A 23,569-nucleotide genomic window follows, 5' to 3' on the forward strand; every position below is an offset into this window, starting at 1 on the left:
GGGTACAATCAGATTTCACGGTACCCGGCCCCTATCCTCGGAGGAAGATAATGAAGGTTTTAGCCGTCCACGCGCATCCGGATGACGAATCTATTTGGACAGGCGGGGCGTTAGCGCGGTTTGCCAAGCAAGGCGCCGAGGTCACAGTGCTGACATGCACGAATGGCGAGGAGGGCGAAATTATTGGCAGGGCGGAACTCGTTGATGATCTGGCTCAATTTCGTTTGGGCGAACTTGCAGAAGCGCTAGAGGTCTTACAAGTTTCTGGCCAACGTTTGAATCTGCGAGACTCCGGTATGGCCGGGGCTGAGTCCGCGCAGCATCCTAAGGCATTGGTAAATAATACCGAACAAGCGGCAGCTGCTATAGAGGATTTTCTCCGGGCCGAGGAGCCTGATCTGGTGATTACCTATGGCCCTGACGGGGGATATGGGCATCCTGATCACATTGCCGCACACAATGCTACGCACGAGGCGTTGTCTCGGGTTCATGCATCTGGAATTGCTCCTGAAGTGTGGTGGTCAGTGTTGTACCGGCAAGACGTAATAGATGGGCAGCAACAGTTTGTTTTGCCAGAGGGTTGGCAATGGCCGGGTCAGGAATATTTATTCAACGGAACCGATGATTTTGTCGATGTCGGCTTGGAACTCAGCCCAGCTGAAGTGACTGCTAAACGTGAAGCAATGGCAGCACACGCCACGCAAGTTTGGATCGCCGACGGAAGAGCTTCGACCGTCAATCCGGATAGGGTGGTGGCCTCTCATGATGATGCCATTGCCGGGGTATACGCCTTGTCGAATCTATATGCTTATCCCATTTTGCGAACTGAACATTACCAGTTGCCGTTTGGTCCCGGACCGGTTGCTCGAGCACAGGAGCAGCACCGGTGGGACAACGCGTAATACGAACCGAATTCAGTCGTAGTGAGGTTGCCGGGGCACTAGTCTGGCTCTGTGCTTTCGCCGCAATAGGTGCGGTTTTTTGTCTCTGGTACTTGCCCGCTACCATCACAGTAGAGGTTACGAACCTGCCGTGGACTATCCCATTAGCCTACGGCTGGGTCATGGTTTTGGTGAAAACCGCCACGTTGTGGTCGGCAAACTACCTTATTCAGCTACTGCCCGCGGTAGTCTGGGTGGGAGTAGTTGGGCTGATGTCGCCCACGTCAGCTGCGGTCGCGTACGTGGTGGCTTTGGTATGTGCCGTCTTAGCAGGAGCAGCGTGGTCGGTCATCAAAAACCACAAAGCTGTCGTACCGAAATAGTGAATATCAATCAGGAGAGCCCATGACTTATATCATTGCCCAACCGTGTGTGGATGTGATGGATCGCGGTTGCGTGGAAGAATGCCCGGTCGACTGCATCTATGAAGGCAAGCGCATGCTGTACATTCACCCGGATGAATGTGTGGATTGTGGTGCTTGTGAGCCAGCTTGTCCAGTAGAAGCAATTTTTTACGAAGACGATACCCCTGACGAGTGGGAAGAATATTACGATGCCAACGTCGGATTCTTTGATGACCTCGGCTCACCAGGTGGTGCCGCTGGCTTGGGACCACAAGACTTTGACCATCCAATGATTGCCAAGCTTCCGCCACAAAACCAAGACGCGGACGCCTAATTGGCTACTTGGCGTGCTTGCCTGGCCAGGGAGAAAGATCCCTTCGCCCACGTCGGTGAATAACTAGCGATTAAGGACCAAAATCATGATGCGTACCCCTTCTCTCCCAGATTTTCCGTGGGACAGCTTGACCGACGCGAAAAAGATTGCGGAATCGCATGCCGATGGGATCATTAACTTATCGGTTGGAACCCCAGTCGACCCAGTAGCCCCAGGCATCCAGCTGGCATTGGCAGAATCCGGTTCCGCACCAGGATATCCACAAACTGCTGGCACTGCGCAGCTACGCGATTCGATTTCGTCTGCGCTGCGGCGTAGATATCACATGCACGTAGAGGCAGTTTTACCGGTCGTCGGAACAAAAGAAGCGATTGCCTGGTTACCAACATTGCTGGGCGCCAAGTTTGTGGTGATACCGGAGCTGGCGTATCCGACTTATGAAGTTTCTGCGCGCTTGGCAGGAGCAAATGTTCTTCGTGCAGATTCTTTGACACAGATCGGCCCAGCGCGCCCCGACTTGCTGTTTATCAATAGCCCATCGAACCCAACTGGTAAAGTTCTGGGCATTGAGCACCTGCGCAAAGTGGTGGGATGGGCGCAATCTCGCGGTGTCATTGTTGCGTCTGACGAATGCTATCTAGGTCTCGGGTGGCAGTCTGCGGGAGAAGACGAACCACTGTCTATCCTGGATCCGAGGGTGTGTGACGGTGATACTACCAACTTGATTGCCATTCATTCCTTATCGAAAACTTCTAATCTCGCGTCGTATCGGGCCGGATATTTAGCGGGAGACCCGAAAATTATCGACGCTTTGCTGCAGGCACGGAAGCACGCTGGTCTTATGGTTCCGGGGCCAATTCAGGCAGCGATGGTGGCAGCCTTAGACGACGACGCCCATGAGTTAGCACAAAAACAGATTTACGGTGAACGGCGAGCTAAGCTTCTTGGCGCGTTATCGGACGCTGGTTTCCGGATTGATAATTCTGAGGCCGGGCTGTATTTGTGGGCGAGCCGCGATGAGCCCTGTCGTGACACTGTGGACTGGTTTGCGGAGCGTGGCATTCTCGTTGCTCCCGGAGAGTTCTACGGCCCTAAGGGTAAAAACCATGTGCGTATTTCGCTGACCGAAACAGATGAGCGTATAGCAGCCGCGGTGTCGCGACTTTGCTCTGATAAATAGTGGCTTGGTCAATCGTCGAAAGGGACTTTGTGGCCGAAACTTCTCCGAAGACGGTGCAGACGTTAGCGAGCCTCCGTCAATTCATCCAATTTGGGATGGTCGGTGGCTCCGGAGTGATCGTCAACCTCACCGTTGTATATATTTGCAAAAAATTCGCAGAGGTGGTTTTTGCGTTAAACGAGCGTGAGGTTTTTCTGCCACTTTTGGGCACTGATTTCAACATCCGCTGGTATAACGTTTTTACCGTGGTGGCGTTCGTCATTGCGAATATTTGGAATTATCAGTTGAACCGGTCGTGGACGTTTAAAGGCGTGTCTTCGGTGGGGTGGATTCGCGGACTTGTGCCATTTATGATCACTGGCATTGGTGCTCTTGTGGTATCACAGATTGTTTTGGTGTTGCTCATGAACCCAGGCTCGCCAATTGCACTCTCAGAAAGTGTCTTTGACGATTCCACTGGGCTGCGCACGAAGTTTTATTGGGCCAGTGCTCTGTCGATACTGGTTTCTATGCCAGTTAATTTCGTGATTAATAAATTTTGGACTTTCCGAAAAAGCCCAAAGGGGAGCCGAGTGGTTCTCGACTCCCCAATATCTTAGGTTGCGGTGCTTTCCGTCACCGGAAGCTATGCCGAAGCGCTTCGGTTTTAGCCCTTAATTATTGTGTAGTTGCTCGTTGAGCTGGACCGCCGAAGCCTTCCATTCGGTGGCCTCCACAGAACCGGAGACTGAATTGCGGCGGTACAAAATACCGCTGGCACCACTGAGGGTGCTGGCCTTGACCGTTGATCCATGAGACACTCCGATGGCTTCGGCCACCGGTCCGAAGACGGTGAGCTTTGTGCCGCCGGTGATATACAATCCGGCCTCTACGACGCAGTCGTCGCCCAAGGAGATACCGATTCCGGCATTAGCACCAAGCAAGCAGCGCTTACCGACGGAGATAACCTCTTTTCCGCCACCGGAAAGAGTGCCCATGATCGAGGCTCCGCCGCCGACGTCAGAACCGTCATCTACGACTACACCGGCAGATATCCGGCCTTCGACCATGCCGGAGCCAAGAGTACCGGCATTGAAATTGACAAAGCCCTCGTGCATGACGGTGGTACCTTCTGCGAGATAAGCGCCGAGGCGTACCCGGTCTGCATCACCAATGCGCACTCCTGATGGCACTACGTAGTCGACCATACGCGGGAATTTATCGACAGAGTAGACGGTAACTGGGCCACGGCTTGCTAAGCGGCCTCGGACCATCTGGAAATCTTCCACTGCGCATGGTCCGTAGTTAGTCCACACAACATTTGCTAACAGGCCGAATAAACCCTCGAGGTTTTGCTCATGGGGTTTGACCAAGCGGTGCGAGAGCAAGTGTAGGCGCAGGTAAGCGTCGTAAGTATCCTTGGGTGCTTGGTCTAAATCGGCGATGTCAGTACGCACAGCTATACGCGCGACCCCTCGCTCTTCGTCTGGACCCACCAGGTCGGCGAATTGTTGGGGAACCTCGTCCAGTTTGCTCGTTGTGCTGGAGGAGACGGATTCTCCGAGTTTTGGTGCGGGATACCAGACGTCGAGGACGGTGCCGTCATGAGTGACAGTCGCGAGTCCACGTGCCGATGCTGAAGTCATAGAAAAGCTGCTACCTATTCTGTTTCGGAAACTGTCAAAGCAAGTCACAAGCGCGCAAGTCACAACTGTGCATGTCACAACTGTGATTGCCGGTGCAATTGTGGCTTGCTATCCGAGTTCGAGCATACCCGAAATATTGTGGTTTTATTGCTTAACGACGTTGGATAGGCCTTTGCGTTTGCGGTTTTTTCCCACGAATATCGAGATGATGAGCAAGCCCGAAAGCAGTACAGCGACTGCTAGTAGTTGACCGCGCGCTCCTGGGTCGGTCAGCATGAGGATCATGATGCCAGCCAGCGCAGCCAATGAGATATATGCGTCCCATGGGTAAAAACCGGCGTTGAGTTCTCCCAGTTCTCCGTTGCGCTTCATCACTGGGTGCAATTTCAAGTACGACAAAATGGTGAGAATCCAAATTACCAACAAGCATCCGCCCACGGCGTTGAATAAGAATTCCAGTAGCCCGGGTGGATTCCACCATTGCAGCGCGACTGAACCAAAAGCGAAGATAACTGAGAGAACGACCGCGTTTTGTGGTGCTGATGCCTTGTTGACCTTGGAGAAAATTGCTGGGGCATTTCCATCGCGACTCATGTTAAATACCAGGCGCGAGGTGGCATAGATCTGTGCGTTGAAAGCTGAAAGCAGAGCGATAACGATGATCAATTCCATGAATCCAGCTGCCCCAGGGATATTAGCCATGGACAGAATCTGGGTAAACGGTGAGTCTGCAGCAACGTCTGCGTCTTGGATGGAATCAAAAGGTAAGAGCAGTGTGATGACCAGTACGGATCCGATATAGAAGAAGAGAATTCGGAAAATGATCGCATTGACTGCTGTTTTGACGTTTTTTGCTGGATCTTCTGATTCCGCGGCAGCAATGGTCACTAGTTCGATGCCTCCGAATGCGAAAGCAACTGCCAATAGGCCAGCGGCAATGCCGGAGAGACCGTTAGGGGCAAAGTTTTCAATGAACTCGCCGGGGTTAGCGCCTGTAGCATTCGGCCACAAGCCGAAAATCAGTAGCAAACCTATGCCAATAAAACCAATGATCACCACAATTTTGATGATGGCGAACCAGAACTCAAATTCACCAAAACCACGGACGTTAGCGAAGTTCACCAGAGCAAAAAGAACAACAACGACGAGGGCCGGAATCACTGGTGCAATACCAAACCAGGCACCAATAATCGCTGATGCTCCGGTGATTTCCGCTCCCATCACCATGACTAACATGAACCAATAAATCCAGCCGTTGGTGAACCGTGCCCAGTTACCGAAAGCCATGCCAGAAAACGTCGAAAAAGAGCCCAATGATGGCCGGGCGGCGGCCATTTCACCCAGCATGCGCATGATCAGGGTGACAAGAATTCCGGCGACGATATAGGACAACAATACTGAGGTGCCGGAAATTTGGATTCCCAGACCGACCCCTAAGAACAGCCCTGCACCGACAGCAGAACCCAGCCCCATCATGGTCAGATGGCGGGTTTTCATCAGGTTCGCGCCCTGTTTTTTCGCTGGTGACGCCCCAGCTTGCGGTTGCGACATGAGTTGCGCCTTTCTTTTCCTCTTCGGCCGGTCCCGCTATGGCCGGTCGATCTGCGGCCGATGGCTCCGGTGACTATTGCTTAAAATGAGCAATCGCTTTGCAGAATACTCAACACCCTAGTCCAGAACGTTTTCTTGCTCACGATATGGGGCGAAATAAATGCCGGTTATTTGTCCTCGGATGGTGCGGATCGTGGACTCACGAGCAAGAAAATATGCTAGTTGCTGCGGTATCGAAGGGGAGTGAACCGGCAGTTTGTGCAAAATAGGGTGCGAATGCAGACCGCAAGCGCGGTAGGCTTGGGCACTGTGAATACATCACTCGAGCAAAAACATCAGTCGTCTAGTGAACAAGAAAATAGCTCGCAGAATTCCGGGGAGCAGGCTGTGCCGTACTTAGATTTCGATGCTGACCCAGTCTCTTTGACTGCGGCATTGGTAGACATTGCATCACCGTCCCATGATGAAAAGAATATTGCTGATGCCATCGAATCCGCGCTCTACGCAGTTCGGAAGCATGCAGCAATCGATTTTGTGGTGCAGCGTTATCACAATACGGTCTGCGCAAAAACCAATACGGGGCGTGATACCCGCATTGTTCTCGCAGGTCACGTGGATACCGTTCCTATTGCGGATAATGTGCCGCACCATTTGACTGAGGACGCGGATGGGCAAACCATCATGCATGGCTGCGGAACTACCGATATGAAATCTGGTTTGGCTGTTTACCTACACGTTTTTGCGCGGTTGGTAAAAACCGGCAATCTTTCGTGCGATCTCACGATGATCGCCTATGAGGGCGAAGAGGTAGCCACCAAGTACAACGGTCTGTACCATCTGCAACGCGATCACCCTGAGTGGTTGGCTGGCGACCTGGCACTACTGGGTGAACCATCAGGCGGCATAATTGAAGCCGGCTGTCAGGGAACTCTGCGGTTGAAAATCTCTGCTCGCGGACAACGCGCGCACTCTGCTCGGTCCTGGTTGGGATCGAATGCAGCCCATACTCTGGCGCCGGTGATGGTCAAAGTCGCCGATTATGAGGCACGTAAAGTGACGATTGACGGCTGTACTTATCGCGAGGGGCTCAATATTGTGCACCTGGAAGCAGGAGTCGCGACAAATACGATTCCGGATGACGCATGGATGTTCGTGAATTTCCGTTACGCGCCGGACCGTAGTGAAGACGAAGCACTCGCACACGCACTCGAGGTATTGGGGCTTAGAAATCTCGCCGACGATTCGCTACTGAGCGTGGAAATTGATGACAGTGCAGGCGCAGCGTTACCAGGCCTGGGGGCGCCCGTGGCCAAGCGCTTATTAGAAGCGGTAGGCGGAAATTATCGCGCGAAACTTGGTTGGACCGATGTAGCTCGGTTCAGTGCGCTAGGTGTGCCAGCTGTCAACTTCGGTTGCGGGGACCCAGGATTTGCGCATAAACGCGATGAACAATGCCCGACAGCGCAGATTACCCAGGTAGCGCAACAACTTGTTGACTACCTCCAGAAAGAGGAATTACCTTCCTAATATGGCTGCAGAAACCCCCAAAGAGCGTTCAGTGCCCCCGCATGAACAATGTTCCCCGCATACAGATTACTTTGCCCACGAAGCTGACAATAGTGGTGCAAGGCATGACGGCCAGCGTCGGGGAATGAATATGCGGGGTCCGGTGATCACGCGCAACGAAAACCTTTCGCAATCAACTTATGACCAGCGCTTATTGGAACGCAGCGCTGACCATGACTGGATGCATGCCGACCCCTGGAGGATCTTACGCATTCAGGGCGAATTTGTATCTGGCTTTGATGCCTTGGCGAAGTTGCCGAAAGCGGTTACGGTTTTTGGTTCTGCCCGAATCCCACGCGGGCAGAAATACTACGAGTGGGGCGAGCAGATCGCTGCCAAGCTAGTTGAGAATGATTACGCAGTGATCACCGGGGGTGGACCAGGATTGATGGAAGCCGCCAATAAAGGAGCCTTCGAATCCGGTGGCCGGTCCGTGGGGCTGGGCATCGAGCTGCCATTTGAACAGCAGCTCAATGACTATATTGGGTTAGGTATTCATTTCCGCTATTTCTTTGCACGCAAGACCATGTTTTTGAAATATTCCCAAGCATTCGTCTGCTTACCTGGAGGTTTGGGAACGCTCGATGAGTTATTTGAAGTCCTGTGCATGGTGCAAACCAAAAAAGTTACTAGCTTTCCGATCGTGCTCGTCGGGAAGCAATTTTGGTCTGGCCTGGTGGATTGGTTGCAGCAACGTCTGGTCGCAGAAGGCATGATCGATCAGACCGATCTAGATCTTTTCATCGTGACTGACGACGTAGACGAGGCTATTGCCCATATTGTGCGCGTCCATGAACGTTTTACTGAGACGAACACCGCAGATAGTAAGGCTAGCGTTGATGACTGAGATCATGGCGATTATTAATCGCACCCCAGATTCGTTTTACGATAAAGGCGCGACTTTCGCCGAAGATTCTGCGTTGGCACGTGCACAACAAGCCATTGCCGACGGGGCGAGCATTATCGATGTTGGAGGAGTAAAAGCTGGGCCCGGTGACGACGTTGATGCCGCAGAGGAAATCGACCGGGTAATCCCAACGATCGCTGCTGTGCATGAACTAAACCCTAACGTCACCATTTCTGTGGACACCTGGCGTGCTGATGTCGCCGAGGCAGCGATTGCCGCCGGAGCTAGGCTCATTAACGATACGTGGGCCGGATATGACCCAGAACTCATTGAAGTTGCCGGGGCACACCGGGTCGGATACGTTTGCTCGCATACCGGAGTCAACACTCCGCGCACCCGCCCACATCGCGTACACTACGACGACGTGGTAGCTGATGTGATTGCACAGACTACGTCATTAGCAGAACGTGCCGTAGCCTGCGGTGTGCCGGAAAATAAGGTCTTCATTGACCCCACGCATGACTTCGGAAAAAATACCTTTCATGGGCTGGAATTATTGCGCCGTTGCGATGAACTTGTTGCGACCGGATGGCCGGTTCTCATGGCACTGTCGAATAAAGATTTTATCGGCGAAACATTACAACGAGCGCCCCGTGAAAGGGTCGTCGGGACGCTGGCAGCAACCGCATGGGCTGCTGCTCGTGGGGTAGCAGCTTTCCGTGTACACGAGGTGGCAGAAACTCTCGATGTCATTAAAATGACTGAAGCAATTGCCGGTTTACGCGCGCCGGAAGACACTATTCGCGGGCTGTTATGATGCAGGCTATCGACTTCATGCACCGCGTAAGCGTAGTGATTCCCGCACTCGATGAAGAAAATACTGTTGGGCAAGTAGTGGCTGCAATTGCTGCCGAGCAGCCTGGAGAAATCATTGTCATCGATGCTGATTCTTCCGATGCTACTGCCCATCGTGCGAAAATTGCTGGTGCCAAGGTTATTAACTGGCAGGATGCTGCGCCGGGCCGCGGTGTGCCAACACAGCCGGGCAAAGGAGAATCGTTGTGGCGTGGAGTTGCAGAAGCACGCGGTGATTATGTCGTATTTGTTGACGCCGATTTGGTAGAGCCCCCTGCTGAACTAGTCGGCAGACTTGCGCGACCATTGGCAGAAGATAGTACCAAGCAACTTGTGAAACCAATCTATCGTCGGGGCTACCAGGGGGCCGATAGTGGCGGCGGACGGGTGACGGAACTAACTGCGAAACCCCTGCTAAGACTACTATTTCCGCACTTGGCACACATCGCACAACCTTTGGGTGGGGAATATGCGATTCGACGTTCGGCGGCGTTAACGCTTCCTTTTGTTGGTGGATTTGGTGTCGAAGCTGGATTGTTGATTGATATTGCTGGTGCCTATGGTGCTGCTGCTATTACTCAGGTAGAGCTAGGTACCCGACATCATCGGAACAAACCCCTGGCAGAGCTAGCCCCAATGGCAGATGTAGTTGCGGCCACAATTCTTGGACGGGCCGAACAGTATCCTTGCTTTGGCTCAGACCAACTAGGACGAACTACCGAAGCTACACATTTAAAGTTGGATGGGGCAATATCAGCGCTAGCGCAGACACAAAGTCTAGAACGCGCGAGCCTAGCTGACTATGGGGTCTGCTAAACCGGCATGAGTATTCTAGATAATTTCGTAGACGACTAACGACAAGGAATAATTCGGGCCGATGTTTCTATCATGGATTTTCCTAGTGCTCATTATCGCGGTTCTCGTAGTATTGGGAATTGTGCTCTGGGCTAAATTTTTCGGCATTCATGACTTGGCAGCCCACTCTGGTACCGCACAAAACAGTGGGGACTCTGCAGATGCTGCGTACCAAGAGTCGGAGAGCCAGATAGCTTCTGCTAACCGAAGAGCTGTCGCACACGGACAGCTTGCAGCGGTGGAATTTTCGGTTGTGCCGCGTGGCTACCGTGCGGATCAAGTTGATGCGGTACTAGCTGAATGCCAAGCAGAAATAGACCGCCTGCGTGCGCAACAAGGCCCGCATGCACAACGTGCACAGGATACTGAGAGATAAAAGGAAGAACGAGATGCTCCATGAGGTAGTTGACCTACTGGCTGATCCGAACGATGGGACAGCGTTGCACGGGGAAGATGACTTTCGCCGTCTAGTATCCGAATCTGGCCACAGTTTCGATGTTGCTAAACAAGGCTACGTTACGCTGCTTCCGGGGGCTGGCCGCAAGCACGATGGTGATAGCGCAGCAATGGTGCAAGCGAGGGAAACATTTCTTTCGCACGGGCATTTTGCTCCGTTTGTGGAAGCCGTCACTTCTGCGATGGTGGCGGCGGTTGATTCGGCCAATACTGCAGCATTGGCCGGTAGCGATCATGCCCCGGTAGTTATTGAGTCGGGCGCGGGTACTGGATATTACTTGTCACATACTCTCGATAGCATTGCAGGAGCACGCGGGATAGGGCTGGATATTTCTACCCCGGCCGCGAAACAACTAGCTAAATGCCATCCGAAAGCAGGAGCTGTGGTCGCAGACGTGTGGCAGCGGCTACCAATCGCTAGCGCTTGCGCTGATGCTCTTTCTGTGGTTTTTGCCCCACGGAACATGCCGGAATTCGCACGGGTGCTCAAACCTGGTGGTCAACTGGTCGTGCTGACTCCCCATGCCGGGCATTTGCAAGAATTGCGGGAACCCTTGGGCATCGTTGACGTGGAAGAAGACAAGGTTGCTCGGCTGTATGACCAAGCCGAAGGACTATTAACTTCATTAGACGATCCGACCTTCGTCGAATTTTCGATGCGTTTGGATAAGTCCTCAATCAGCGCCCAGATTGGCATGAGCCCGTCCGCGCGCCATATTGCCGCTACAGACTTGGAAAAGCGTTTAGCGAAACTACCGGAAATCATGACAGTGACTGCGCGGGGGCGCGTGGACTGCTTCAGCAAACCTGCTTGAGCGCAGCTCTTCACATGCATCGAGCATGGGGGGAGTTTAAGTTTAGGAAGCGCTGCGGTGCCAGTCGCGCTCGATTTTCGCATGCCCGGTAGTTTTAGCTTCAATCGCAGAGCATCCTCCGTCGAAATATACGCGCGAAGTCATTGCCACGCAGCCGCCATCCGCGAAAACTTCAACCGTGGAACCATCAACGATGATGGTCAAAGAATCGCTGTCGCCATCGGCAAGTTCTGCTACAGCGGGGGCTTCGTCCCGGTATCGATCGCTAGGACCGACGCTACGGTCGATGCTCAGCGTGTCACCGGAATGCGTGATACGGGCAGTTTCTTTGCCGTTGGAGTCCATTAACGACACCGTTAGAGCGGAACCTTCATCGGCAGGAACTTCACACAAAACGGTGTAGCCATGTGCTCGCTCAGATGCAGATATAGCTTCCGGTAGCCCAGCAGGTGGTGTTTGGTACAGCAGACCGTCCTGCAGAGAAATCATGCGTGGCAGCGTTAAAGCATTCGCCCAACCTTCGTCGGTAAGCGAAGGATGCTGGGTTGGATCGTCGTGTCGACCTACCCCGTTGATGAATCCAAAGAGAGCGGCTTCTGTGTAATAATCAGCCGGGTTTGTCGAGTTATTCGTGGATCCCCGCAGGGTAGTGCCTGTGGTCATGTTGGTGTTGCGTGGGCGTGTGAAATCATGGCCGTGGTCGATACGGCGGAAGCCACTGCGCACATGGTAGGTTGTCCCGCGCAATGTGCCGACGAGGTAACCGGAAATATCGACGCCGGCGCGCTCTAGAGTGAGCAGTAAAATATCATAAATTTCGCCGTCGACCTCATCACGCAAACGCAAAATACGTGGGGCAACGATAGTGGAGAGCTGGCCTTCTTCCGGGGAAAGATCTAAACCGAGCTCACCTTCAAATTCCAGTTCCCCTTGGAAATCCCAAGACTGACCATCCTGCGACGTGGCGATAACCGGGGTAGGAGTCTCAGCATCACCAGTTAAAGCCAACATCAACCAGCCAGCATGCCCAGCTTCTCGATTGACCGGGGTTTGCCAATTCGGAACCACACACGGTGAACGGAAACGTTGGAAACCTTCCTGATTTTCGAGCACCGCCGAGACACGATTGATTGCAGGGTTTAAGGCTGTGTGTTCTTCAGACAGTGGGCAATCTGCGGTAAGCTCATTCATCTTTGCGAGCTGAATATTCGTGCCACCGGAAGTTACCGAAGTGAAATATAAGTTGGCATCTTGTGTACCGTCGCCGTCGATAGGAACCACAGAACCAGCGCGAACCGTCAGCTCCCCACCGACCGGTGCTAATACGTCATCGCATTCGAACCAAGAGAACGGATCACCTTGAGAGATCGTATGTGCCCAGCGTGCCGGTCCCGGAACCTCGGGGCGGTACTGATAGAACACGTGCCAATCATTACCGTCGAGCAGAACTCCAGCAGGGGCATCTAGCACGCCACGTTCCGGGGTGATGTGGAGTTCCGGTCGATGGATCTCAGTCATGATTTCTCCTTGGGTCTTTGAACTCACGACCAGGGTAGTGATGTTTGTAATGTCTTGCAGCAGGAATGCCCTCTAAGAGTGGGCCACTGCAGGTCAGGATAGGTTTGTGTTTACAGTTTTGTGATCAGAGTCAACCCTGAGCCCAGGGGTAGGCGGGTGACGATAGCGTCGTCGAGCTTCCTGCAGTATTCGTCTGCGGTTTGTGCAGCGTGGGTTGCGCGGTCGTTGCGTGAGGGGTCACCAATGGTGCCGTCGAGAAGCGAATTTGCCAGGACTAAGGTGCCTCGGCGCCCCAATAATGGCCAGGCGGTTTCGACCAATTTCGGGAGATCGGTCGACGGTACGTCGGCATAAATCACTTGGTACGAGGCTGCAGCCAATCTTCCCATTACGTCGAGTGGGCGTGACGGTAAAAAGCGGATTCGCGAAGCACTGTATCCGGCTTCCCGAAATGCATGTTTGGCGTGTCGCTGATGTTCCACCTCGGGGTCAATGCAGGTCAAAACTCCTTTTTCGGGTAAGCCTTGCAAGAGATATAAGCCAACCACGCTTGATGCTGGGCTGACTGCGATTACGCCTGCGCTTTTTGGGTTGTCTGGATGCGTGGCGCTTGCAGCGAGGGTGGTTAAAAGTTGCCCAACAGTAGCATCCGGGGCAGGCAGCGAATATTCCTGGGCGTGGGCGAGTGCAGCCTGCAGGCCTTCAGAAACCACCGCGGTGGAGTCAATATATCCGAGCATGGCTGAGACTGGTGAAGTGTGCGGAGAATTCTCTGAAGTAGACACACCAACAGTCTAAATATTTTTTGCAGTATACGCTGCAATGTGGTGCGGGTGATTAGCGAAAACCGTTGCTAAACGCCTTTAGTTAAAATTTTTCCCAAGCAGCAGCGAGTGTTCATGGTGCTCTCCAGCGTCATCTCTGGCGTCCTCTCCCGCGTGCGTGCTGTGTTATTTTGCTGATGACTTTGTCTGTAGTGTTTCTCTGTTGCTGCGGTGTATAGCGCCTGGTTGGTGCAGTTAGTGATTCACAGTGATGACACAGGTAGTGGGCTGGCTTTCTTGAGAGACTTGTAGCACAATCATGCTTATGACGATCCAGGATGGTGCCCCAGGGAGCATAGAATCCACCGCGGAACTGCGCGGCACTGAAGCATTCGATGAAGGTGTTGGTGCGATGCCAAACTGGGACGAATTAGTGGTTGAGCACGCTGATAGTGTCTACCGTTTAGCGTTTCGTTTAGCGGGAAATCCACAAGATGCTGAAGACCTCACGCAAGAGACTTTCATGCGTGTATTCCGCTCGCTGCAAAATTATCAACCCGGTACTTTCGCTGGTTGGTTGCACCGGATCACGACCAACTTATTCTTAGACATGGTGCGTCACCGCTCCAAGATTCGTATGGAATCGCTACCAGAGGATTATGAGCGTTTTGCCGGTAACAGTATGACGCCCGAACAGGCGTATAACGTCGCCAATTTGGATCCTGCGTTGCAAAAGGCGTTGGATGAGCTTGCACCGGATTTCCGAGTCGCAATCGTTTTGTGCGATGTCGTAGGGATGAGCTACGAAGAAATTGCGGCTACGCTGAGTGTGAAGATGGGCACCGTGCGTTCCCGTATTCACCGCGGGCGTTCACAACTGCGTGCCTACCTAGAACAAGAAGCGACTCACAACGAAGAAACCCAGATCTTGCTGCGTACACGTTAGCAATGTGGACGTGGCTAACCTGAGTACTCACGAGGGAGGCGAGTCAATTTTTATCATGACGCCTGCAGAACCTGGCGCGGAGAAAAAGAAGCGCGTCGCAAAACCCCGCCGTCGATTCGACCATCTAGGACCTGAGGCCATCACCGCGTTTGTGGACGGGGAAATGACACGCAAATCAGAACACAACGCACGGGTACATCTTGTGCTTTGCGAAAGTTGCCGTGCTGATGTCCATAGACAACGCCGCGCAGCCCAGGCTTTGCGTAGCTGCAACGGTGATCAGCAGGTGCAAGTGCCTGAATCGTTGTTACACCGACTGCGAGGGATAGCGGATGTATCTAACGATTCCCAATCAGATGATCCCCGATGTGAAAAAACACAGTCCGACTTGCTGCGTCGTCTTGAAAAGTTGGGACGTACGGTGCTTCGAAATCGCTCCGACTAGACGCTAAACTAGTTTCGTGTTTTCCAATATCGGTTGGTCGGAGATTGCCGTCATCTTTGTGGTGGCGATTATCGTCATCGGTCCCGAGCGTTTACCTGGGCTATTACAGGATATTCGAGCCGCGGTATTTGCCGCCCGTAAGGCCATCAATAATGCGAAAAAAGAACTTAACGGCGAGTTCGAAGAACTCGGCACTGAGTTTGAACAATTCCGTGCACCTCTTGAAAAAGTTGGTCAATTGAGCCGTATGGGCCCGCGTGCTGCTATCGCGAAGACGCTTTTCGACGAAGACGATGACTTCTTCAACCAATTTGACCCCCGCACCATTTTGAAAGAACAGGGGCGCGGGAAAGATGCTGCTAGCGGACCGGGCTCTGCAAAAACGTCTCATAGCCAAGAAAAGCGTACCCAGGTGCAGCCGGAGCATAAGCATCGCTTAGAAAGCTCCGGAGGTGACTCAGCCAACAAAAAGCGGGCCGGAAACCAGGAAAATACCATCGATGAGCAGGCTCGCCGACCCCGGCAATCAGGCACAGATCACCAGAGCCCCGGCGGTAAAGCGGAATTTAACTGGGCTGATGTGATTTAGGCCGGCGAGGTGCCGTACCTAAACGATGCCCCAGCGGAGAAATTATCCCGTGGAGCAACCCTGCAGAATTTAATTCACCCCAAGGTTTAGTGGTTTGCCAGCCAGTGAGGTGCGACGTTTCGCTAAACCAGCAGCGATTTTTGTGATTTCTTTTGCAGCCGGGCTGTCGGGCTCGCCCAAAACCACGGGGGTGCCTTCGTCACTGTGTGAACGCAAAGGGGGATCGAGTGGCACTTGTCCCAGCAGCGGAACTTCTGTACCTACCAGTGTGGTTAGGCGTTGAGCAACGATTTCTCCGCCACCGGAACCGAAGATGTCCATTGTGGAACCATCCGGCATCACCATGGCGCTCATATTCTCGATAACGCCGGCTACGCGTTGCCGCGTCTGTTGGGAGAGCGATCCTGCACGCTCTGCGACTTCTGCTGCTGCCGCTTGTGGCGTGGTGACTACTAATAACTCGGCGTTAGGAATCAACTGTGCGACTGAGAGCGCAATATCTCCAGTTCCCGGTGGTAGATCCAACAGCAGAATGTCGAGATCGCCCCAGAATACGTCGGCAAGAAATTGTTGGATTGCACGATGCAGCATTGGGCCACGCCACACGACGGGGGCGTTACCTTCCACAAACTGACCGATGGAAATAAATTTTAGGTTATGGGCTTGCGGAGGCATGAGCATATCGTCGATCACGGTCGGAGCCTCAGTGGACCCCAGTAAATTGGGCACAGAATGGCCGTAAATATCAGCGTCGACGATGCCGACTTTTAATCCTTGGTTTGCTAGCGCAGCCCCCAAGTTAACAGTCATTGACGATTTGCCGACGCCGCCTTTACCCGAAGCGACGGCGAAAACTCGCGTGGTGCTTTCTGGCTTGGAAAACGGGATTTCTGGTTCGCGCTGCGATCCACGCAGGGAGTTACGTAATTCACGGCGTTGTTCATCGCTCATGACATCAAGCGATACCGAGACATTCTCCACGCCGTCCACTTCGGCAACGGCTGCCTGGGTATTCGACTGAATTGTCGATTTCATCGGACACCCAGAAATGGTGAGGTACACCTCGACATTAACGTCGGCGCCGTCGATTGTTATGGATTTCACCATGCCGAGATCAGTAATTGGTTTTCCGATCTCTGGGTCTTCGACGCGCGCCAAGGCTTCGCGGACTGCTGATTCTGTAATGGCACTCATTATTACCCATCTTAGTCCTGCTAGTTAATCTGTAAACTGCACAGCGTGGCTAGGATGAATAACGATGAATAACGTGAAAAAACGCTCGCTTGTAACTGTGCTGGCAACCACCGCGCTGTTGACTGCATGCTCCTCGGCAGAGAATGCTAATCAGGTTGAGCAGGCAAACAATAAAGAGCAATCAGATTCTCGTACCGTCGCAGCTGATGCTCAAGATCGTGCAGTGCGCATTACTGCAGACAGTTCATCAACCGAGCAACTCTTGTGGGCGTATATTTACCGTCAGGTACTTCGTGAGTCTGGCCGTGAAGCCCACGTACTCGGCGACGACGCCGCTAGTACCGCGGACCGCTGGGAACAGTTGCAGACCGGAAAAGCAGATTTCATGATTACTTGTACTGGAAAATTCGTGGAAGACACGAGCCCGGTACTCGCGAAGGAGCTTGCCAGCCAGCAAGATGAGGACGAACAGCGTGATCCTAACGCGACGGATATTCACGAACACTTACACCGTGAGGTTATGGGCCTCTTACCGGTGCATATCGTGACTACCAATCCGTCATCTGCTGAAGGCTGTCCGGATGCAGAATTGGATCTTCCGCAAGATTTCACACCACTGTTTAGCTCTCGTTTGTTTGACCGAGAGGAATTTGGAGCAATTGCGGGCGTTACTCGGCTGATCGATAAGCGGGCCTTGGAAGAACTAGAAGACAAGCTTGCCGACGGTCTCAGCGCCGAGGATGCGGTTGGGCAATGGGCTAGCGTCAACGTAACTGGGGAATCCCTAGATTCGGTTAGCGACGAGGCTTGATTACACGAGGCTGGGGCTTAGCGTCTGTAAAGCCGCGCAAGCTTCGGTAGGGATTGGACCCCTGTGATGGCGAGCTGGAAAGTTGTGCCGCCTTGGTTGTTCCCGAAGGATTCGAACTTAAGTTTGCGCAGCAGAAAAGCCATGCAATGGTGCGACGGTGCTGGCTGCAGAGATAGGAAGTCTGCAGCCAGCACCGTCGAAATGTAGCGGTGTCCGTTTGAGGGCGCTACAAAGACCACTTGCATGGCTTTTCGGGGCTTACGGTGATGCAAGACAACAGATGCCTTGACTCACCGCAAGCGGGCTAAGCGAATGCGCGTACTGGAACCAGGTTCTAGTCAGCGAATGCTTCGTCGATGAGCTGCTTCTGCTCCAGCTGGTGCACCTTGGCAATACCGGTAGCCGTCGAAGACTGTGCACGGCGAGAGATACGACGCATACGAGGCATCTCTGGAATCAGCTCGTGCAAATGCTCGTTGTAGAACGGCCATGGACCCTGGTTAGCTGGCTCATCCTGAACAAAGCGAATCTCTTCTAAGTTCGGGAAGCTGTCGAATGCTTCCGATAGGCGGTTGAACGGGATTGGGTGCAGCATCTCGATGCGGACAATCGCGATGTCTTCACGCTCATCCTTTTGGCGACGCTTTTCCAATTCGTAGTAGACCTTACCGGAACACAGCATCACAGTTTTCACCTTGTCTGCGTCACCGATGACGTTGTTATCGGCATCGACCAGACGAGGGTCGTTGATAACAGAACGGAAAGAGGTTACCTCGGTAAATTCTGCTACCTCAGAGGTTGCAGCCTTTGCACGCAACATAGATTTCGGCGTGAAGACCACAAGCGGACGAGACATTGTGCCCAGTGCGTGACGACGCAACAAGTGGAAGTGGTTTGCTGGGGTCGATGGCTGGGCGATGGTCATGGAGCCTTCTGCAGCTAGTTGCAGGAAACGCTCAATGCGCGCAGAGGAGTGGTCGGGGCCTTGTCCTTCGTAACCGTGTGGCAAGAGAAGGATGACCTTGGACAACTGGCCCCATTTAGCCTCACCAGAGCAGACGTACTCGTCGATGATGGTTTGCGCACCGTTGACGAAGTCGCCGAACTGCGCTTCCCAAGCAACGACAGCATCCAAGTTACCGACAGAATAACCATATTCAACGCCCAGTCCAGCGAACTCGGTTAACGCCGAGTTGTAAGTTTCGAAGCTGCCGCCATTGCCGGTTTCTTGAGCCAGTGCGTGTAGCGGGTTGTACTGCTCAGCGGTGTTCGGGTTGAAAGTCACTGCGTGGCGCTGAGTGAATGTACCGCGTTTGGAATCTTCACCAACCAAACGAACCTGCTTGCCTTCACTTGCCAGAGAACCCAGAGCAATGAGCTCGCCCCAGCCCCAGTCAATACCGCCTTCGACGGCTGACTTGGCACGCTTTTCCGCGATTGGTGCGACGCGGTCGTGTAGCTCGAAGCCTTCTGGCAGATTCAGATAAGCTTCACCCAGCTCACGTAACGTATCTGCCGAAATTGAGGTATCCAGACCGCGAGTCAGCTCCTGAGAAGCGGCAATACCAGTCTGTTCTTGAGGCCCATTCTTTTCGGCTTCTTTAACCTCGTTAAACACGGATTCCATCTGGTCGCGGAAGTCTCGAGCGGCCGCCTCGGCGTCTTCCTCAGAGAGGTCTCCACGACCGATGAGCTCATCGGTGTATTTCTGGCGAACCGAATCGCGGTTTCCGATGCGCTCGTACATCAGTGGCTGGGTCATTGATGGGTCGTCTGCCTCATTGTGTCCGCGCAAGCGGTAACAAATTAGGTCAATAAAGACATCTTTGCCGAAGCGTCGACGATATTCCGTGGCCAACTGACCGACCCAAACAACAGCCTCCGGGTCATCACCGTTGACGTGGAAAACTGGGCAATCGAAGCCCTTCGCGAGATCTGTGGAGTACAGAGTGGAGCGACCAGAGTCTGGAGTAGTCGTGAAACCAACCTGGTTGTTGACGACTACGTGGATGGAACCACCTACGTTATAAGCATCTAGTCCCATCAAGTTGATGGTTTCTTGCACAATGCCTAATCCAGCGAACGATGCGTCTCCGTGCAGCAACAGAGGCACGACTCGCTTGTCATGGCTGCCTTCGACGCGGTCCAGGATGTCTTGTTTTGCCCGGGAAATACCAACTACCACCGGGTTGACAGCTTCCAAGTGTGAAGGGTTCGCAGTCAAGGTGACCTTGATTTCACCATCACCGAACATCTGGAGATGCTCGCCTTCAGCGCCGAGGTGATACTTCACGTCACCCGAGCCACCGGCTTGGCCGCCCTTGTAGTTTCCGTCGAATTCGTTAAAGACTTCAGCTAAAGGCTTGCCTACGATATTGAACAGTACATTCAGGCGGCCACGGTGTGGCATACCGATAACGACTTCATCGAGATTTTGCCCTGCAGCAGTATCGATGACCGAGTCCATCAGAGGGATCAGAGCTTCTGCGCCCTCCAGAGAGAAGCGCTTTTGGCCGACGTACTTCGTCTGCAGGAAGTTCTCAAATGCTTCAGCAGCGTTCACCTTTTGCAGAATGTATTTCTGTTCGGCATTGGTTGGCTTTGGCATTCCTGCTTCAAGGGCATCGCGCAGCCATTCACGCTCATCACGGTCCATGATGTGAGTGAACTCAGAGCCGACCTTGAGCGTATAGGCGGCACGTAGGCGTGAGAGAACCTCACGTAAAGTCATGGATTCTTTGCCGCCGAATCCACCGACATGGAAGGTGCGGTCCAGATCCCAGAGCGTCAGGCCATGGGTGCGGATATCCAAGTCACGGTGGTCTGGGGAAGGCAAGCCCGGTTGCTTCCAACGCAGCGGGTTGGTATCAGCAATCAGATGACCACGCGAACGGTATGCCTCGATGAGGTTCATGACGCGGGTGGACTTATCGATTCCGGTGTTCGGCATATCCTGGGCCCAGCGCATTGGCTCATAAGGAATTTGCAGGTCGGAAAACAGCTCATCCCAGAAGACGTCGTCGACAAGTAACTGTGACATGGTGCGCAGGAATTCGCCGGATTCCGCGCCTTGGATGACGCGGTGATCATAAGTAGAGGTCAGAGTGACCAAACGGCCGACTCCAAGTTCTGCCAGACGGTCGGAAGAGGCACCAGCAAACTCGGCAGGGTAGTCCATGGATCCAACACCGATGATGGTTCCAAGCCCCTTGGTCAAACGCGCAATGGAGTGTCGGGTGCCGATGCCACCTGGGTTGGTTAGGTTAATCGTTGCACCTTGGAAGTCGGCTGCGGTCAGTTTATTTTTGCGGGACCGCGCCACGATGTCGTCGTATGCTTCGATGAACTCGGCGAAGTTCTTCTCCTGCGCCTTTTTCAGTGCGGCAACTACGAGCGCGCGGGAACCATCCTTTTGCGGCAAGTCAATGGCCAAGCCCAAGTTGATGTCTTCTGGGTAAACCACGGTGGGCTTTTTGCCATCAACAAGTTCATAACGCACATTCATGTCAGGGTGCTTCTGGGTCGCCTTGACCAGGGCATAACCGATGATGTGAGTGAACGAGATCTTGCCACCACGGGTGCGCTTCAAGTGCTCGTTAATTAGGGAGCGGTTTTCCCACATAAGCTTGACTGGAATATCACGCACGGAAGTAGCGGTTGGAATCTCTAGAGATTCGTCCATGTTCTTCGCAATGGCTTTAAACATGCCTTTGAGAGCCTTGGATTCGCCGCCCTCGTAGTCCGGTAGTTCGTCTAACGGTGAAGGTGCCTTCTTCGGCGCTTTTGGAGCGACGTCGCGCTTATCAACGCCTGCCTTGTTCTTAGCCTTACGTGCAGATTCATCTACTACAGACTCACGTTGTTCCCGCTTATGCGACAACGATTTCTGTGTCGGTGGGGCCACACTAGCAGCCTCTTTTCCACCTTGAGCTTTTTGGGCTTTGGTGGTGCCTGCGGTTTCCTTGGAATTGGCTTCCGCTGACTCGGCAAAGTTGGATGGCGCGCCGTGCTTATCAAATAACTCGCGCCATTCTTTATCCACCGACTGTGGATCTTTCTTGTACTCCTGGTACAACTCGTCTGCTAGCCAGGTGCTCAAGCCGAAGGGATTGTTAGTGCTCACGGCAGGTGCTCGCCTCTTTCCGTTAATTTGCGTGCATTCGTTTAATCTGCGCATTTGCTGTCTGACTTACGCTCTTTTCAAGCTTAATAGACAGTTTGCATTCATTCTACGCGCTTATGCGTTGTGTAATGGCACCTCATATGTCAACGCGTGTATTTCGCTGCTTGCGACGGTACGTGCTAATCCTTGCTGGGTTAACTAGCCTGGGGCATTATGGATGAATCGTCGCACGTGACGTCGGATTATCCGCGGGTACGCATCAGCAGCGGAGAAATTCAAGGTGAATTCGCTCAGGACGGCACTATTGCAGTCTGGAAAGGGGTCCCGTTTGGTGCGCCTACGGGTGGTGCAGGGCGGTTTCGTCGGCCGAAACCACCACGGCCATGGCAAGGAATTTTAGACTGCACACGCTACCAATCACCGGCCCCGCAACCGAACTATGGACTCAGTGAACGGCTCATAGGGGATGAAGATTGCCTCCATTTGGACATTGTGCGTCCACACTCCGTGGAAAGATTGCCGGTTGTGGTCTATTTTCATGGTGGTTCTTTCCTGATGGGTGCGAGCCATCAAAACATGCTGCGAGGTTATCGTTTAGCCCGCGTAATGAATGTTGTTTATGTATCTCTGAATTTCCGGCTTGGCGTGCTTGGCTACCTCGATCTACGCAGTTTGGGTGGAGATTGCGTCGCTAATCCTGCTTTGTGGGACCAAGTTCTGGCCTTGGAATGGGTTCGTGAAAATATCGCGCAATTTGGTGGCGATCCGGATTCGGTGACGATCATGGGGGAGTCAGCGGGGGGAGCTGCCGTGTTGGCCCTGTTGTGCTCACCGCCGGCGCACGGCCTTTTCCATCGCGCAATTGCGCAATCACCGCCTATCGGATTGATTCATTCTAAAGCACAGTCACAATTATGGGCGCGGCAACTGCTGACCCGTTTGGGATTGTCGCACGACAGTACAGTAGAAGATCTGCGTACTTTTAGTGCGGGTGAATTAGTGCGTGCTGGCATGTCTATGATGTGGCGAGCAGGGGAGTTACAATTCCTGAACTCGACTTTCGGGCCGACGGTGGAGTCGGAGTCTCTGCCGGAACACCCGATGGTGGCATTTCAGCATGGCAGGCAGGCACGTGTTCCTTTGATGTTGGGAACAAACCTGGATGAAGCAGGGATTACCCGCTATTTTTTCCAGCGAACGGCTCGGCGTGCCAAAGCGGGGCGACGCTTGCTCTACCCCTATGATCCAGAACATACGGACACCGTTTTGGAAGCTTATGGTGGCGCGCGCAGCCGTGCGGAATTTGCAGACTTAGTAACGGATGCTTTGTTTTGGGCACCGACTGTGCGGATCGCTAGCCATCACAATGAAGTAGCCCCAACCTGGATGTATCGTTTTGATTTTGCCCCGCAACTAATGCGGAAGCTCGGAATTGGTGCTGCCCATTCTGCTGAGTTATCAAATGTCTTTGGCACCCCGGAAGCTTCGAAAACTCGTTTACTCTCCAAAGTTGGACGTGATGACGCAGCCATGCAGCGGCTGACCGCAGAAATGCAGCGTCATTGGGCGAGTTTTATTTCTAGTGGTCAACCGGGTTCTGACTGGCCGCAATATAAACCGCCGACTGATCAGCACCACTCACGTCCAACTATGGTTTTCGATGCGCAGTCTCGTGTGGAATACGACCCTAAAGCCGACAAGCGTCGAGCTTGGAAGGGATATAACGTGCTGGAATGGGGCGCTGGGCGCCCAGAATTATTGAGAGATTTAGGGTTCCGTGTCGATGATTAGCTTTACCGTAGTAGATTAG

The 23,569-nt window shown here is 53.3% G+C and carries 21 protein-coding genes; 15 read left to right on the forward strand and 6 right to left on the reverse strand.

Annotated features, from left to right (window positions below):
• Positions 1-50: 50 nt before the first annotated feature.
• The 5 genes from L9H78_RS03985 (at position 51) to L9H78_RS04005 (ending at position 3,398) form a co-directional block, all read left to right on the forward strand.
• Entirely contained in the window at positions 51-902 is an 852-nt protein-coding gene (locus L9H78_RS03985; RefSeq protein WP_249618568.1) for a PIG-L family deacetylase, read from the forward strand.
• A 92-nt stretch (positions 903-994) separates the two neighbouring features.
• Positions 995-1,264, forward strand: coding sequence for a hypothetical protein (locus L9H78_RS03990; RefSeq protein WP_126849615.1), 270 nt, complete (start codon positions 995-997; stop codon positions 1,262-1,264).
• 22 nt (positions 1,265-1,286) lie between these two features.
• A complete protein-coding gene (fdxA, locus tag L9H78_RS03995; RefSeq protein WP_249618569.1) occupies positions 1,287-1,619 on the forward strand; it encodes a ferredoxin in 333 nt (110 codons plus the stop codon).
• 85 nt (positions 1,620-1,704) lie between these two features.
• Entirely contained in the window at positions 1,705-2,799 is a 1,095-nt protein-coding gene (dapC, locus tag L9H78_RS04000; protein WP_283775227.1) for a succinyldiaminopimelate transaminase, read from the forward strand.
• A gap of 95 nt (positions 2,800-2,894) precedes the next feature.
• On the forward strand, positions 2,895-3,398 hold the full coding sequence (locus L9H78_RS04005; protein ID WP_126849698.1) for a GtrA family protein: 504 nt from the start codon (positions 2,895-2,897) through the stop codon (positions 3,396-3,398).
• A gap of 54 nt (positions 3,399-3,452) precedes the next feature.
• Here L9H78_RS04005 and dapD read toward each other — a convergent pair whose 3' ends face one another.
• Entirely contained in the window at positions 3,453-4,424 is a 972-nt protein-coding gene (gene dapD, locus L9H78_RS04010) for a 2,3,4,5-tetrahydropyridine-2,6-dicarboxylate N-succinyltransferase (RefSeq protein WP_249620569.1), read from the reverse strand.
• 144 nt (positions 4,425-4,568) lie between these two features.
• Positions 4,569-5,975 (reverse strand): amino acid permease, encoded by a 1,407-nt coding sequence (locus tag L9H78_RS04015; RefSeq protein WP_249618571.1) that lies wholly within the window; start codon positions 5,973-5,975, stop codon positions 4,569-4,571.
• Positions 5,976-6,284: 309 nt separating this feature from the next.
• On the opposite strand from L9H78_RS04015, the gene dapE reads away from it, so the two are divergent.
• From dapE to L9H78_RS04045, 6 genes are all read left to right on the forward strand, one after another.
• On the forward strand, positions 6,285-7,502 hold the full coding sequence (dapE, locus tag L9H78_RS04020) for a succinyl-diaminopimelate desuccinylase (protein WP_430622746.1): 1,218 nt from the start codon (positions 6,285-6,287) through the stop codon (positions 7,500-7,502).
• Between the two features lie 124 nt (positions 7,503-7,626).
• On the forward strand, positions 7,627-8,388 hold the full coding sequence (locus L9H78_RS04025; protein WP_249620732.1) for an LOG family protein: 762 nt from the start codon (positions 7,627-7,629) through the stop codon (positions 8,386-8,388).
• Positions 8,381-9,205: a dihydropteroate synthase gene (gene folP / locus L9H78_RS04030; RefSeq protein WP_249618572.1), complete on the forward strand. Its 825-nt coding sequence runs from the start codon at positions 8,381-8,383 to the stop codon at positions 9,203-9,205. The genes L9H78_RS04025 and folP overlap by 8 nt, the downstream gene beginning before the upstream one ends.
• Entirely contained in the window at positions 9,202-10,059 is an 858-nt protein-coding gene (locus L9H78_RS04035; protein ID WP_249620570.1) for a glucosyl-3-phosphoglycerate synthase, read from the forward strand. Before folP ends, L9H78_RS04035 begins: the two co-directional genes overlap by 4 nt.
• Before the next feature lie 85 nt (positions 10,060-10,144).
• Positions 10,145-10,474 (forward strand): DivIVA domain-containing protein, encoded by a 330-nt coding sequence (locus L9H78_RS04040; protein ID WP_249620571.1) that lies wholly within the window; start codon positions 10,145-10,147, stop codon positions 10,472-10,474.
• Positions 10,475-10,487: 13 nt separating this feature from the next.
• Positions 10,488-11,369, forward strand: a complete 882-nt coding sequence (locus L9H78_RS04045) for a methyltransferase domain-containing protein (protein WP_249618575.1) — start codon at positions 10,488-10,490, stop codon at positions 11,367-11,369.
• A 42-nt stretch (positions 11,370-11,411) separates the two neighbouring features.
• On the opposite strand, the gene L9H78_RS04050 is transcribed toward L9H78_RS04045, so the two are convergent.
• Positions 11,412-12,887, reverse strand: coding sequence for a GH32 C-terminal domain-containing protein (locus tag L9H78_RS04050; RefSeq protein ID WP_023019676.1), 1,476 nt, complete (start codon positions 12,885-12,887; stop codon positions 11,412-11,414).
• 110 nt (positions 12,888-12,997) lie between these two features.
• Positions 12,998-13,627: an O-methyltransferase gene (locus L9H78_RS04055; protein WP_249620733.1), complete on the reverse strand. Its 630-nt coding sequence runs from the start codon at positions 13,625-13,627 to the stop codon at positions 12,998-13,000.
• Positions 13,628-13,970: 343 nt separating this feature from the next.
• Between L9H78_RS04055 and sigE the strand changes: the two genes are divergently transcribed.
• Together sigE and tatB are read left to right on the forward strand one after the other, a co-directional pair.
• The gene (sigE, locus tag L9H78_RS04060; RefSeq protein ID WP_419145555.1) at positions 13,971-14,597 is read left to right on the forward strand and encodes an RNA polymerase sigma factor SigE; all 627 of its coding nucleotides are present in this window, start codon (positions 13,971-13,973) and stop codon (positions 14,595-14,597) included.
• Between the two features lie 461 nt (positions 14,598-15,058).
• On the forward strand, positions 15,059-15,631 hold the full coding sequence (gene tatB / locus L9H78_RS04065; protein WP_249620572.1) for a Sec-independent protein translocase protein TatB: 573 nt from the start codon (positions 15,059-15,061) through the stop codon (positions 15,629-15,631).
• Positions 15,632-15,700: 69 nt separating this feature from the next.
• Here tatB and L9H78_RS04070 read toward each other — a convergent pair whose 3' ends face one another.
• Entirely contained in the window at positions 15,701-16,825 is a 1,125-nt protein-coding gene (locus L9H78_RS04070) for an Mrp/NBP35 family ATP-binding protein (protein WP_249618578.1), read from the reverse strand.
• A gap of 64 nt (positions 16,826-16,889) precedes the next feature.
• Here L9H78_RS04070 and L9H78_RS04075 point away from each other — a divergent pair, with 64 nt between their 5' ends.
• The gene (locus L9H78_RS04075) at positions 16,890-17,636 is read left to right on the forward strand and encodes a hypothetical protein (protein WP_249618579.1); all 747 of its coding nucleotides are present in this window, start codon (positions 16,890-16,892) and stop codon (positions 17,634-17,636) included.
• Between the two features lie 334 nt (positions 17,637-17,970).
• Here the strand turns inward: L9H78_RS04075 and L9H78_RS04080 are convergent, their stop codons facing one another.
• Positions 17,971-21,759, reverse strand: a complete 3,789-nt coding sequence (locus tag L9H78_RS04080) for a multifunctional oxoglutarate decarboxylase/oxoglutarate dehydrogenase thiamine pyrophosphate-binding subunit/dihydrolipoyllysine-residue succinyltransferase subunit (RefSeq protein ID WP_249620573.1) — start codon at positions 21,757-21,759, stop codon at positions 17,971-17,973.
• 213 nt (positions 21,760-21,972) lie between these two features.
• Between L9H78_RS04080 and L9H78_RS04085 the strand changes: the two genes are divergently transcribed.
• Positions 21,973-23,550, forward strand: coding sequence for a carboxylesterase/lipase family protein (locus tag L9H78_RS04085; RefSeq protein ID WP_249620574.1), 1,578 nt, complete (start codon positions 21,973-21,975; stop codon positions 23,548-23,550).
• The last annotated feature ends 19 nt before the right edge of the window (positions 23,551-23,569 follow it).

This window comes from Corynebacterium pseudodiphtheriticum (assembly GCF_023509295.1).
Classification (GTDB): Bacteria; Actinomycetota; Actinomycetes; order Mycobacteriales; family Mycobacteriaceae; genus Corynebacterium; species Corynebacterium pseudodiphtheriticum.

Coding starts and splice junctions, on each gene's coding strand:
- L9H78_RS03985 (WP_249618568.1), top strand. CDS start 51: ATGAAGGTTTTAGCCGTCCACGCGCATCCGGATGACGAATCTATTTGG.
- fdxA (WP_249618569.1), top strand. CDS start 1,287: ATGACTTATATCATTGCCCAACCGTGTGTGGATGTGATGGATCGCGGT.
- dapC (WP_283775227.1), top strand. CDS start 1,705: ATGATGCGTACCCCTTCTCTCCCAGATTTTCCGTGGGACAGCTTGACC.
- L9H78_RS04005 (WP_126849698.1), top strand. CDS start 2,895: ATGGTCGGTGGCTCCGGAGTGATCGTCAACCTCACCGTTGTATATATT.
- dapD (WP_249620569.1), bottom strand. CDS start 4,424: ATGACTTCAGCATCGGCACGTGGACTCGCGACTGTCACTCATGACGGC.
- L9H78_RS04015 (WP_249618571.1), bottom strand. CDS start 5,975: ATGTCGCAACCGCAAGCTGGGGCGTCACCAGCGAAAAAACAGGGCGCG.
- L9H78_RS04025 (WP_249620732.1), top strand. CDS start 7,627: ATGAATATGCGGGGTCCGGTGATCACGCGCAACGAAAACCTTTCGCAA.
- folP (WP_249618572.1), top strand. CDS start 8,381: ATGACTGAGATCATGGCGATTATTAATCGCACCCCAGATTCGTTTTAC.
- L9H78_RS04035 (WP_249620570.1), top strand. CDS start 9,202: ATGATGCAGGCTATCGACTTCATGCACCGCGTAAGCGTAGTGATTCCC.
- L9H78_RS04045 (WP_249618575.1), top strand. CDS start 10,488: ATGCTCCATGAGGTAGTTGACCTACTGGCTGATCCGAACGATGGGACA.
- L9H78_RS04050 (WP_023019676.1), bottom strand. CDS start 12,887: ATGACTGAGATCCATCGACCGGAACTCCACATCACCCCGGAACGTGGC.
- L9H78_RS04055 (WP_249620733.1), bottom strand. CDS start 13,627: ATGCTCGGATATATTGACTCCACCGCGGTGGTTTCTGAAGGCCTGCAG.
- sigE (WP_419145555.1), top strand. CDS start 13,971: ATGCTTATGACGATCCAGGATGGTGCCCCAGGGAGCATAGAATCCACC.
- L9H78_RS04070 (WP_249618578.1), bottom strand. CDS start 16,825: ATGAGTGCCATTACAGAATCAGCAGTCCGCGAAGCCTTGGCGCGCGTC.
- L9H78_RS04075 (WP_249618579.1), top strand. CDS start 16,890: ATGAATAACGTGAAAAAACGCTCGCTTGTAACTGTGCTGGCAACCACC.
- L9H78_RS04085 (WP_249620574.1), top strand. CDS start 21,973: ATGGATGAATCGTCGCACGTGACGTCGGATTATCCGCGGGTACGCATC.